Below are 12,387 nucleotides of genomic sequence, written 5' to 3'. Positions count from 1 at the left end.
TCAGTATATTCATTTCTGTTATGATATTTCAACTATGTTTTTACATTTTTGAAATTTTATTTCACTCAAGACTATAAGAAATGATGAAGGATCAACTGTTCTCCAAGCGGCCCGATTCTTCGCCGTCCTTTATCAATGAACCCGCATTTCATATAAAGGTGTTTTGCGCGTGTGTTCAGATGATTGACGGCCAAGATGATTTCGTCGCACCATGGAAAGTATCCGCTCACAAAAGAGGGAAGCAAAAGCATGGCTTTTTTCGCGTACCCTTTTCCGTGATGCACAGCGTTTAAAGACAGGGAGCTGAGTAGTAAAGCAAATGGATTGTTAGAATAGGAAGCTAGCGTTTCTTTTGATGCATGTAAAATGAAAAAACCGACTGGAAGATCGTCTATTAAGATGACAACCGGGTATCGGTCCTGTATGCCCAGAGCCTGAGACAGCACCTCTTTCGGGAGGGAGGTAAAGCGTTTGTCATCATTGGTGAGCGTGAATGATTGAAGCTCGGGCAAGTGTTCAGGCTTATAGAAGGATAAAGAAATGTCTTGAGTCATGGGTGGCCTCCTTACAATATGTCGTCTAGCTGGTTTTCTGAAATGACGCGGTAGCCCGCTTGTTTTAGCAGTGCGGCGGTTACTCCGCTGCCGGGGATTTTTTTGCCAGAGAATGTACCGTTATAGATAAAGCCGCTTCCGCAAGATGGACTGTTTTCTTTTAATATGACGGCAGTGGCGTTGATTTCTTTTGCGTAAGCCAATGTTTTCGCGGCACCTTCCATATATAGCTCTGTGACATCTTCACCTGAAGCTGTCACGATTTTCGCTGTTCCACTGAGGACATCCTCGCCTTTGCCTCCTATGATTTCTGCGGGTTCCCGGGGGGTTGAAAAGCCGCCAAGAAGTTCAGGGCAAGCCATGACTGCTCTATTTTCAGCGACGAGTTTTCTGATTTTCTCAGACGCTGCGTGAGAGCCGTTATATCTGCACTCAATGCCTCCAAGGCAAGAACTGACTAGAATCATATTGGTTTCTCCTCTCTTGCTTTGCTTGTCTCTATCATAAAATAAATGACTTTAGTTGGGAGGCTTTTTCAGTTAAAAAAGGAGTTAAAAAGTTTGAAAATAAAAAATTTAATTTTTCTCTTTACAAACAGGGGGTGACCTGTATATAATAACTTTTGTCAGCTCGACGAGAACACAACGGCCCGTTGGTCAAGCGGTTAAGACACCGCCCTTTCACGGCGGTAACACGGGTTCGAATCCCGTACGGGTCACCATTTGGAGGATTAGCTCAGCTGGGAGAGCATCTGCCTTACAAGCAGAGGGTCGGCGGTTCGAGCCCGTCATCCTCCACCATCTTGCCGGTGTAGCTCAATTGGTAGAGCAACTGACTTGTAATCAGTAGGTTGGGGGTTCAAGTCCTCTTGCCGGCACTGTTTTTCAAAATTTAATGTGGAGGGGTAGCGAAGTGGCTAAACGCGGCGGACTGTAAATCCGCTCCCTCAGGGTTCGGCAGTTCGAATCTGCCCCCCTCCACCATTATTGGGCTATAGCCAAGCGGTAAGGCAACGGACTTTGACTCCGTCATGCGTTGGTTCGAATCCAGCTAGCCCAGTCACAGACACCTTTGACCAAAAGGTGTCTTTTTTCTTTTTTAAAATTCATTCCAACTTCTAACTGTTCAGTCTGTATAATAATTTTAAAAATATGTTAAGGTAGTTTATTCACGAATTACCATCTACACCCTGCCAAAAATTTGATAAACTTATTTTATAAAAAAATTGAAACCTTTTGAAACGAAGCTCGTATACATACAGACCGGTGAAGGCAGAGGTTAGATAAATATGGAAATGATGATTAAAAAAAGAATTAAACAAGTTAAAAAAGGCGACCAGGATGCATTTGCGGACATCGTAGATATTTACAAAGATAAAATTTATCAGCTTTGCTACCGTATGCTTGGCAATGTGCATGAGGCGGAGGATATTGCACAGGAGGCTTTCATCAGAGCGTACGTTAATATCGACAGTTTTGATATTAACCGGAAATTTTCAACTTGGCTTTATCGAATCGCGACCAATTTGACCATTGACCGCATTCGCAAAAAGAAGCCGGATTATTACCTCGATGCAGAGGTGGCTGGTACAGAAGGCTTGACCATGTATTCCCAAATCGCCGCAGATGGTGTTTTGCCTGAAGATGCAGTTGTGTCGCTGGAGCTCTCAAACACGATTCAGCAGAAAATTTTAAAGCTTCCTGACAAATACAGAACAGTCATCGTATTAAAGTATATTGACGAACTCTCATTAATTGAAATCGGGGAGATTCTAAACATTCCTGTGGGGACTGTGAAAACGCGGATTCACAGAGGCAGAGAGGCTCTTAGAAAACAATTAAGGGATCTTTAAGTGGGGTGATGAAATGAGCTGTCCTGAACAAATTGTGCAGCTTATGCATATGCATCTTGATGGAGATATCCTTCCAAAAGATGAACACGTATTAAATGAACATCTGGAGACATGCGAGACATGCAGAAAGCATTTTTACGAGATGGAGAAATCTATAGCGCTCGTACGGAGCACATCGCATGTCGAAGCCCCCGCGGATTTTACCGCTAATGTCATGGCAAAATTGCCTAAGGAGAAGAAAAGAGCTTCTGTGAAAAGATGGTTCAGAAGCCATCCCGTTATCGCAGCTGCTGCGGTATTCATCATTTTGATGGGCGGAGGTTTTTTTAACAGCTGGCATAATGACCACAATTTCAGCGTGTCCAAGCAGCCAAATCTTGTGGTTCATAACCATACTGTGACCGTGCCGGAAGGTGAGACGGTTAAAGGTGATGTCACTGTCAAAAACGGCAAGCTGATTATTAAAGGCAAAATAGACGGGGATGTAACCGTCGTGAACGGCGAAAAGTATATGGCCTCTGCTGGACAAGTCACCGGTCAAATTGAAGAAATCAATCAATTATTCGACTGGACATGGTACAAGATGAAGTCTGCGGGGAAAAGTGTACTCAATGCATTCAATCCGAACGGAGAAGAGTAAAGCGCGTTAGCCGCTTTGCTCTTTTTTTGCGGGCTGAGCGGCTGGCTCATTTCACTTGCTAAATCGATATGTGGTATAATGGGCTCGCTATGTAAAGTACATATGCGTAACACGTAAAACACAAAATACGAAATGACTGAAATCTTGGAGGACGAGGAAATGGCTTTTGAGGATATCCCTTTTTTGCAGTACCTCGGCAATGCCGTTGATATTCTCCTTGTTTGGTATGTGATATATAAATTGATTATGGTGATACGCGGCACGAAAGCGGTTCAGCTGTTAAAAGGAATTGTAGTCATCGTGCTTGTTCGTATGGCCAGCCAATATTTGGGCCTCAGCACACTTCAGTGGCTGATGGACCAAGCGATAACATGGGGATTTTTAGCAATTATTATTATCTTTCAGCCTGAGCTGAGAAGAGCGCTTGAACAGCTAGGCCGCGGCCGATTTTTTTCAAGGAGCGGCACGCCTGTAGAAGAAGCGCAGCAGAAAACGATTGAGGCCATCACAAAAGCGATCAATTATATGGCGAAACGCCGTATAGGCGCCCTGCTGACCATTGAGCGGGATACTGGAATGGGGGATTATATTGAGACCGGCATACCACTGAATGCCAAAGTCAGCTCTGAGCTGCTGATTAATATTTTTATCCCAAACACCCCGCTTCATGATGGTGCGGTGATTATGAAGAATAATGAAATTGCCGCGGCCGCCTGTTATTTGCCGCTTTCTGAAAGCCCGTTTATTTCAAAAGAATTGGGCACGCGGCACAGAGCGGCTGTCGGCATCAGTGAAGTAACAGACAGTTTGACGATTATTGTGTCTGAAGAGACCGGCGGCGTCAGTGTGGCAAAGAACGGCGACCTTCACAGAGAGCTGACAGAAGAAGCGCTGAAAGAAATGCTTGAAGCCGAGTTTAAGAAAAACACCAGAGACACTTCTTCTATCCGCTGGTATTGGAGGGGCAAGAAAAATGGATAAATTCTTAAACAACCGCTGGGCTGTGAAAATCATTGCTCTGCTTTTCGCGCTCTTGCTTTATGTGGCGGTTAACAGCAACCAAGCACCGACTCCGAAAAAACCGGGTGAATCTTTCTTTCCGACATCAACAACTGATGAAGCAACTCTGACCGATATTCCGGTTAAAGCGTATTATGATGATGAAAATTACGTCGTGACAGGTGTTCCGCAAACGGTTAATGTCACGATAAAAGGCTCGACAAGTGCCGTGAAAAAGGCTAGGCAGACCAAGAACTTTGAAATATACGCCGATATGGAACATTTGAAAACCGGCACACATAAGGTTGAGCTTAAGGCCAAAAACGTGTCGGATGGGCTGACAATCTCAATTAATCCGTCTGTTACGACAGTGACCATACAGGAACGGACGACCAAAAGCTTTCCTGTAGAAGTGGAGTACTACAATAAAAGCAAGATGAAAAAAGGCTATTCTCCGCAGCAGCCGATTGTCAGTCCGAAAAATGTGCAGATTACCGGATCTAAAAATGTGATCGATAATATTTCTCTTGTCAAAGCTTCAGTGAATTTGGAGAATGCAGATGAAACGATTGAAAAGGAAGCGAAAGTGACTGTCTATGATAAAGACGGAAACGCGCTTCCTGTCGACGTTGAGCCCTCGGTCATCAAGATTACCGTTCCGGTGACAAGCCCAAGTAAAAAAGTGCCCTTTAAAATTGAACGGACAGGAAGCCTTCCTGACGGTGTCAGCATAGCGAATATTGAATCCAGCCCCAGTGAGGTAACGGTTTACGGCTCACAGGATGTGTTGGATTCTCTTGAATTTATTGATGGCGTCAGCCTAGACTTAAGCAAAATTAACAAGGATTCCGATATCGAGGCAGATATTCCGCTTCCTGACGGCGTCAAAAAAATCTCGCCGTCAAAGGTGACTTTGCATATAGAAGTCGATAGTGAAGCGGATCAGAAGTTTGAGAATGTCTCTATCAAGACTGTAGGGCTGAGCAGTTCACAAAACATTGAATTTCTTGATCCTGAATCACAAGCGATAGACGTAACGGCTAAAGGCTCTCCCGCGAATATAAAAAAACTGAAAAAATCGGATATCGAATTGTATGTGAATGTTTCAGATTTAGAGGACGGGGAGCATAGCGTGAAGCTTGAAGTAAACGGACCACAGAATGTAACCTGGTCCTTGGGGCAGAAAAACGCCAAAATCAAGCTGACATCCAAAAAAAGCAATACATCAACGAATGATAACAGCAGCAATACATCAGGAAATCAGGATGACACAGACAAACAAACAAATGATCAAAAGAACAATCAGAAAGAAGATACAAAGAACACTGATAAAAACAGCAACGATCAAAACCAAGACGAAAACCAAGATCAGGATGAGGATGAATCCACTGCGGATTCACAATCCTCATCGGAATAAAAAAGGAGCGATTACAAAATGGGCAAGTATTTTGGAACAGACGGTGTAAGAGGTGTCGCCAATAGTGAGCTTACACCTGAGCTGGCCTTTAAAGTCGGACGTTTCGGCGGTTATGTGCTGACAAAAGACAAACAACGTCCAAAAGTGCTGATAGGCCGCGATACACGCATCTCCGGCCATATGCTGGAGGGAGCCCTTGTCGCCGGACTTTTATCCATTGGCGCAGAAGTCATGCGTCTGGGTGTCATTTCTACACCGGGTGTATCCTATTTGACAAAAGCGATGGATGCAGAGGCGGGCGTCATGATTTCCGCTTCTCATAACCCAGTGCAGGATAACGGCATCAAGTTCTTTGGGGGAGACGGATTCAAGCTTTCTGATGAACAGGAGGCTGAAATTGAGCGCCTGATGGACGAACCTGAGGATAAGCTGCCAAGACCGGTCGGAGCCGATCTTGGGCTTGTTAACGATTATTTTGAAGGCGGACAAAAATATCTGCAATTCTTAAAACAGACAGCCGATGAAGATTTCACAGGCATTCATGTGGCACTTGACTGTGCTCATGGCGCAACGTCATCCTTGGCGACACACCTGTTTGCTGATTTAGATGCCGATGTTTCAACAATGGGGACTTCCCCGAACGGATTAAACATTAATGACGGCGTCGGATCGACTCACCCTGAAGCGCTCAGCGCGTTTGTCAAAGAGAAAAACGCTGATCTCGGCCTTGCGTTCGATGGTGATGGCGACCGCCTGATTGCTGTTGATGAAAAAGGAAATATCGTTGATGGCGACCAAATCATGTACATATGCTCAAAACACCTGAAATCAGAGGGCCGCTTAAAGGATGATACAGTGGTTTCAACCGTGATGAGCAACCTCGGCTTCTATAAGGCGCTCGAGAAAGAAGGCATCAAAAGCGTGCAGACAGCTGTCGGTGACCGCTACGTAGTAGAAGCAATGAAAAAAGATGGCTATAATGTCGGCGGAGAGCAGTCAGGACATCTTATTTTCCTTGATTACAACACGACAGGGGACGGATTATTGTCTGCTATCATGCTGATGAACACTTTGAAAGCAACAGGCAAGCCGCTGTCAGAGCTTGCAGCTGAAATGCAGAAGTTCCCGCAGCTGTTAGTCAATGTGAGAGTGACTGATAAATATAAAGTTGAAGAAAATGAAAAAGTAAAAGCAGTTATTTCTGAAGTTGAAAAAGAAATGAACGGCGACGGACGGATTTTGGTTCGCCCTTCAGGAACTGAACCGCTCGTCCGTGTCATGGCTGAAGCGAAGACGAAAGAGCTGTGCGATGAGTATGTCAATCGCATTGTTGAAGTCGTCCGGTCAGAAATGGGATTAGAGTAACGAAGTCTCTAATCAGAGAGCGAACAAGACAAGCGACGTTTACATATGATAATTGTGAGACATACGGCAAAGTTGTTTAAAAAACAATTGACCGTTTATGCCACATGCTGTAAAATCAAGCTTGTCTTGTTCTTGCTTTCTTAATAGGAAAAAGTAGACGGGATTATGGATTTACCTATAATTATAGCGCCCGAACTAAGCGCCCGGAAAAAGGCTTAGTTGACGAGGATGGAGGTTATCGAATTTTCGGCGGATGCCTCCCGGCTGAGTATACAGATCACAGCCGTAAGGATTTCTTCAAACCAAGGGGGTGACTCCTTGAACAAAGAGAAATCACATGATCTTCCAAAAAACATGTAGGAGGGGACGATTGAAAGTCCCCTTGAAATTTGACTTTCTTCGTCTCCTTTTACCATCTTAGGAGGAAGAAAAATATGTGTGGAATCGTAGGTTATATCGGTCAGCTTGATGCGAAGGAAATTTTATTAAAAGGGTTAGAAAAGCTTGAGTATCGCGGATATGACTCTGCTGGTATTGCTGTTGCCAATGAACAGGGAATCCATGTGTTCAAAGAAAAAGGACGCATTGCAGATCTTCGTGAAGTTGTGGATGCCAATGTAGAAGCGAAAGCCGGAATTGGGCATACTCGCTGGGCAACACACGGCGAACCAAGCTATCTGAACGCTCACCCGCATCAAAGCGCACTGGGCCGCTTTACACTTGTTCATAACGGCGTGATCGAGAACTATGTTCAGCTGAAGCAAGAGTATTTGCAAGATGTAGAGCTTAAAAGTGACACCGATACAGAAGTGGTCGTTCAAGTAATCGAGCAATTTGTCAATGGAGGACTTGAGACGGAAGAAGCGTTCCGCAAAACACTTACACTGTTAAAAGGCTCTTATGCAATTGCTTTATTCGATAACGACAACAGAGAAACGATTTTTGTAGCGAAAAACAAAAGCCCTCTATTAGTAGGCCTTGGAGACACATTCAACGTCGTAGCATCTGATGCGATGGCGATGCTTCAAGTAACCAACGAATATGTTGAGCTGATGGATAAAGAAATGGTTATCGTCACTGATGACCAAGTTGTCATCAAAAACCTTGATGGTGACGTGATTACACGTGCGTCTTATATTGCTGAGCTTGATGCCAGTGATATCGAAAAAGGCACGTACCCTCACTACATGTTGAAAGAAACGGATGAGCAGCCAGTTGTTATGCGCAAAATCATCCAAACGTATCAAGATGAAAACGGTAAGCTGTCTGTGCCTGGCGATATCGCTTCCGCTGTAGCGGAAGCGGACCGCATCTATATCATTGGCTGCGGAACAAGCTACCATGCAGGACTTGTCGGTAAACAATATATTGAAATGTGGGCAAACGTGCCGGTTGAAGTGCATGTAGCGAGTGAATTCTCCTACAACATGCCGCTTCTGTCTAAGAAACCGCTCTTCATTTTCCTTTCTCAAAGCGGAGAAACAGCAGACAGCCGCGCGGTTCTCGTTCAAGTCAAAGCGCTCGGACACAAAGCCCTGACAATCACAAACGTACCTGGATCAACGCTTTCTCGTGAAGCTGACTATACATTGCTGCTTCATGCAGGCCCTGAAATCGCTGTTGCGTCAACGAAGGCATACACTGCACAAATCGCAGTTCTTGCGGTTCTTGCTTCTGTGGCTGCTGACAAAAACGGCATCGATATCGGATTTGACCTCGTCAAAGAACTCGGTATCGCGGCAAACGCAATGGAAGCTTTATGCGACCAGAAAGACGAAATGGAAATGATCGCCCGTGAATATCTGACTGTATCCAGAAACGCTTTCTTCATCGGACGCGGCCTTGACTACTTCGTATGTGTCGAAGGCGCACTGAAGCTGAAAGAGATTTCTTACATCCAGGCAGAAGGCTTTGCCGGCGGAGAGCTGAAGCACGGAACGATTGCCCTGATCGAACAAGGCACACCGGTATTCGCACTGGCAACACAAGAGCACGTAAACCTAAGCATCCGTGGAAACGTCAAAGAAGTTGCTGCTCGCGGAGCCAACACATGCATCATCTCACTGAAAGGCCTAGACGATGCGGATGACAGATTCGTACTGCCGGAAGTAAACCCAGCGCTTGCTCCGTTGGTATCTGTTGTTCCATTGCAGCTGATCGCTTACTATGCTGCGCTTCATCGCGGCTGTGATGTTGATAAACCGCGTAACCTTGCGAAAAGTGTTACTGTAGAATAAAGTGTTTTACCCCTTTGGATATGATTGTCTAAAGGGGTGTTTTTATGTCCAAAAGAAAAAGAACATCTACAGTGGAAAAATGGATTAAAAAAAGTGTGGTACAGGACCCGACTATCGATCGGCCGTTGCTATAGATTTAAGATGTTTTCACATAAGGCCAGTTAACGAGCTTAAAAGGCTTTAAAACTAGTAGGCTGCATGAATTTTTCAGTGGAGAGAAACGGCTTTTTTCTAATGTAATTGCAGGTGAACTTGGAATAACCGGAGAACCTATTGTAATAATAACCTTATTATTGAGTGCATTCGTGGTTTAAGTCGTAATGATTCAGTAAAGGACACGCCACAAATAAAAGGTAGCGTATGATTCCCATTCTTTCCAAGGAAACGATATTTCTATGATTTCATTTTTCGTAGGCTTTCGGTTCATATGACGTAATATTTTTATCGAATGAATAAGACCCACATCATCGATTGGAAAAGCTGTCGGGAACTTAAGGCAGCGCATTAGAACATAATTGGCTGTCCAAGGACCGATTCCCCGTATTTTAATTAAGTATTTTTCAGCATCTTTAAAGTTCATTTTCATTAATTTTTCCCTCGATAATTCTCCACTGGCCATTAATTTGGCAATTCCAATGATATATTCACTTTTTCTTACCGTCATTTTAATATCTGCTAGGTCGGTAGGTGTTAACCGTGCTATTCGTTCGTACGGTGGGAACACCCAATACTTGTTCCCATTCCATTCGATAGAATCGCCAAATCCTTCTACAAATTGCTTCTTTAAGGAGTACGCGAAGGCTAAGTTAATTTGTTGCCCTAAAACTCCCCAACATAATGCTTCAAATAAATCGGGAATGCCGACAAGCCGCAATCCATAAAATTTTCGGGCAGGCATTTTAAGTAATGGATCTGCTTTTGCCATTTCATAAAATGGTGTTAAATCGTTATCAAGATCAAACCATTCATGAATATATTTTACAATTTCCTCCCGTTTCCACTTTTCAATAGGTCTAGAATCGTTTAGGAATTTGACAACCATTTGTTTATTATTGATTACGCTTACCTGCACTAAGGACCGAATTTCCCCTATGGCAATAACTTTTGTAATGATATCGTTCTCTATTTCATACATGCATTCATTTTTTTCCCTAGTTAGATAGCCTAGGTTCGCATTCATGTCGAAAATTTCAGGTAATGTAATGACAATAACGTCATTGATTTCATGCCATGTCACTTATTCATTCTCCTTATCTTAAATAATGATAGAAAACTCACACTGATTGAATTTTACTTTATCACATAATAAGCTTTACTCATTTTGTTATCTTGCTATTACATTCTAACCACCTTAATTTTTTCTATTTATGAGGTTATAGTGTTAGTTATCAAGAATGCTAAACGGGAGTGGATTAAAATCGCCCAAGTTATAAAAACGCGTGTCGAAAACGTAAATTGGGATTCAAGTCAAAATGAATTAGATGAGCATTGTAAGGAGGGGTGAGATAAATGTCGGATAGTATCAATAACGGACATAAAGAGAGCCATGGTCAGAGAACTTTAAATGATGTAGAAATGCTAACAGATGAAAAGTGGCGAGCAATTATAAATAATGACGCAGCGTACAATAATCAATTTTTCTACGCTGTGAAGTCGACAGGGATATTTTGTAAACCATCCTGTAAATCTCGCGTTCCGAAAAAAGAAAATGTATGCATTTTTCCAAACGCAGAACAAGCTCTCCGCGCAAATTTTCGCCCTTGCAAACGCTGTAAGCCTACTAATGAAAAAATGCCTGATAGCGAGTGGGTTGATCTCATTACTGAATACATTGATAAAAATTTCACAGAAAAACTAACTCTAGAATCGTTAGCAGATATTTGCCATGGGAGTCCGTATCATATGCATCGAACATTTAAAAAGATGAAAGGTATTACGCTGGTTGAGTATATACAACAGGTTAGAGTTCAGGCGGCTAAAAAGTATTTGATTCAGACAAATAAAGCGATTGGAGATATCGCTATATGTGTGGGTATCGCTAACGCACCTTATTTTATTACTTTATTTAAAAAGAAAACTGGACAGACACCAGCACAATTTCGCCAAATGAGAAAAATGGAGGAAACGTACAATGGAAACAAAGAATAAGCCAACCCTTTATTGGTCTTTACTGATGTTTAAGGATTGGAGCTTTTATATTGCTTCCACTTCAAAGGGGATTGTGTTTGTAGGTTCACAGAACAAACCATTTGAGGAATTATTCGAATGGGCTCAGAAACACTTTCCAGGAAGTCCTCTTGTTGAAGATGATAGTAAGTTTGAACCCTACATTACTGAAATCACTCAGTATCTAGAAGGAAAGCGGAAAAACTTTACTGTGCCATTTGAGTACGTTGGTACGCCATTTCAGCTAGCAGTCTGGAATGCACTTTGTGAAATTCCTTATGGACAGACGAAATCCTATTCCGACATTGCACATGATATAAATAAACCAGCAGCTGTTCGTGCTGTAGGCGCGGCTATTGGGGCTAATCCGGTATTAATTGCTGTACCGTGCCATCGTGTAATAGGGAAGAATGGCTCGTTAACTGGCTATCGGGGCGGATTTGAAATGAAGGCACTGCTCCTTGATCTGGAAAAACGAGCTTCATCTAGCAATGAGTAATTGTGCCGGACCACTTTTGGTTATGGATCTCATTTCACAATGATGAGGACAGCTGCCCTATAAGGTGCAAATATGAAATGTTTTATAATCGAAGAACAAAAGGCACCAGAGTTAGTCAAATGAATGCAGTTTGTGAAGCTGATATTAAACCGCGATGCAGGGGTTTGGTCTTTCTCTGTAATCCAACATCTTGACAATGTTTAAGATTTAGCATATCTTATACTTAACTTAAAAATCGCAACCAGATGTTTATTTTCGTTTGTGAATAGGACTTTAGCATTCTTTCAACTAATCTTGACAGGATGAAAAAGTATCCTAATTTAAATGAAAGAGAAACATAAGGCGATTTATCTATAATCAAGCACTATATTAAAGTGTAGCGGTGATTTCATTCCTTTAGAATGAACTTAAAATATTGTATAAAATAAAATGACCAATAATAAGGTAGCTCTTCAAAAAACTTCGCTGAAGTTAGTTGAAGTGAAGCCGACAATTTTCAAGATTCAATGATCTGCAATCATCATTGAAATTTTGAGGTTGTCGGTTTTTTTGTTGGAAAAAAATAGAGATACATAAAATTTGTATCCATTATAGAAAAATATGATCTGATTTAAAGGTCGTATGAGCAATAACGACATTTAAAAAGGGAGAATTTGAA

The 12,387-nt window shown here is 42.6% G+C and carries 11 protein-coding genes, 5 tRNA genes and 1 pseudogene; 14 read left to right on the top strand and 3 right to left on the bottom strand.

The features are described 5' to 3' along the window. Window positions 1-71: 71 nt before the first annotated feature. Both NZD81_RS18855 and NZD81_RS18850 read right to left on the bottom strand, forming a co-directional pair. Window positions 72-554: a GNAT family N-acetyltransferase gene (locus NZD81_RS18855; protein ID WP_286315541.1), complete on the bottom strand. Its 483-nt coding sequence runs from the start codon at window positions 552-554 to the stop codon at window positions 72-74. Window positions 555-565: 11 nt separating this feature from the next. Further along, a complete protein-coding gene (locus NZD81_RS18850; RefSeq protein ID WP_286315539.1) occupies window positions 566-1,021 on the bottom strand; it encodes a 2-thiouracil desulfurase family protein in 456 nt (151 codons plus the stop codon). 179 nt (window positions 1,022-1,200) lie between these two features. Between NZD81_RS18850 and NZD81_RS18845 the strand changes: the two genes are divergently transcribed. From NZD81_RS18845 to NZD81_RS18790, 12 genes and pseudogenes are all read left to right on the top strand, one after another. Then, a tRNA-Glu gene (locus NZD81_RS18845) sits at window positions 1,201-1,275 on the top strand. A gap of 3 nt (window positions 1,276-1,278) precedes the next feature. Then, window positions 1,279-1,354, top strand: a tRNA-Val gene (locus NZD81_RS18840). 4 nt (window positions 1,355-1,358) lie between these two features. Further along, window positions 1,359-1,431 (top strand) — tRNA-Thr (locus tag NZD81_RS18835). A gap of 21 nt (window positions 1,432-1,452) precedes the next feature. Then, window positions 1,453-1,537: transfer RNA gene (locus NZD81_RS18830), tRNA-Tyr, on the top strand. A gap of 4 nt (window positions 1,538-1,541) precedes the next feature. Continuing rightward, a tRNA-Gln gene (locus tag NZD81_RS18825) sits at window positions 1,542-1,613 on the top strand. A gap of 229 nt (window positions 1,614-1,842) precedes the next feature. After that, entirely contained in the window at window positions 1,843-2,406 is a 564-nt protein-coding gene (sigW, locus tag NZD81_RS18820) for an RNA polymerase sigma factor SigW (protein ID WP_003223646.1), read from the top strand. 13 nt (window positions 2,407-2,419) lie between these two features. Beyond that, the gene (gene rsiW / locus NZD81_RS18815; protein WP_040084357.1) at window positions 2,420-3,046 is read left to right on the top strand and encodes an anti-sigma-W factor RsiW; all 627 of its coding nucleotides are present in this window, start codon (window positions 2,420-2,422) and stop codon (window positions 3,044-3,046) included. Window positions 3,047-3,205: 159 nt separating this feature from the next. Then, complete coding sequence (gene cdaA / locus NZD81_RS18810; protein WP_014662568.1) at window positions 3,206-4,027, top strand: diadenylate cyclase CdaA; 822 nt, start codon at window positions 3,206-3,208, stop codon at window positions 4,025-4,027. Then, window positions 4,020-5,462 (top strand): CdaA regulatory protein CdaR, encoded by a 1,443-nt coding sequence (cdaR, locus tag NZD81_RS18805; RefSeq protein ID WP_040084356.1) that lies wholly within the window; start codon window positions 4,020-4,022, stop codon window positions 5,460-5,462. Before cdaA ends, cdaR begins: the two co-directional genes overlap by 8 nt. Before the next feature lie 18 nt (window positions 5,463-5,480). After that, on the top strand, window positions 5,481-6,827 hold the full coding sequence (glmM, locus tag NZD81_RS18800) for a phosphoglucosamine mutase (protein WP_014112449.1): 1,347 nt from the start codon (window positions 5,481-5,483) through the stop codon (window positions 6,825-6,827). Window positions 6,828-7,261: 434 nt separating this feature from the next. Then, window positions 7,262-9,064 carry a glutamine--fructose-6-phosphate transaminase (isomerizing) gene (gene glmS / locus NZD81_RS18795; RefSeq protein ID WP_014662572.1) on the top strand — a complete coding sequence of 601 codons (1,803 nt, stop codon included), beginning with the start codon at window positions 7,262-7,264 and terminating at the stop codon, window positions 9,062-9,064. Window positions 9,065-9,108: 44 nt separating this feature from the next. Continuing rightward, window positions 9,109-9,248: pseudogene (locus NZD81_RS18790) on the top strand (hypothetical protein). Between the two features lie 141 nt (window positions 9,249-9,389). Here the strand turns inward: NZD81_RS18790 and NZD81_RS18785 are convergent. Continuing rightward, a complete protein-coding gene (locus tag NZD81_RS18785) occupies window positions 9,390-10,301 on the bottom strand; it encodes a DNA glycosylase (protein WP_282373921.1) in 912 nt (303 codons plus the stop codon). 272 nt (window positions 10,302-10,573) lie between these two features. Between NZD81_RS18785 and NZD81_RS18780 the strand changes: the two genes are divergently transcribed. Both NZD81_RS18780 and adaB read left to right on the top strand, forming a co-directional pair. Beyond that, window positions 10,574-11,212, top strand: coding sequence for a bifunctional transcriptional activator/DNA repair enzyme AdaA (locus tag NZD81_RS18780; protein WP_282373922.1), 639 nt, complete (start codon window positions 10,574-10,576; stop codon window positions 11,210-11,212). Then, a complete protein-coding gene (adaB, locus tag NZD81_RS18775; RefSeq protein ID WP_282373923.1) occupies window positions 11,196-11,729 on the top strand; it encodes a methylated-DNA--[protein]-cysteine S-methyltransferase in 534 nt (177 codons plus the stop codon). Before NZD81_RS18780 ends, adaB begins: the two co-directional genes overlap by 17 nt. The last annotated feature ends 658 nt before the right edge of the window (window positions 11,730-12,387 follow it).

Origin of the sequence: Bacillus sp. B.PNR1, from assembly GCF_030386235.1 — a bacterium.
Classification (GTDB): domain Bacteria; phylum Bacillota; class Bacilli; order Bacillales; family Bacillaceae; genus Bacillus; species Bacillus stercoris.
The sequence above is the reverse complement of the archived record's forward strand: the minus strand, read 5'-3'. Positions and strand labels throughout refer to the sequence as shown.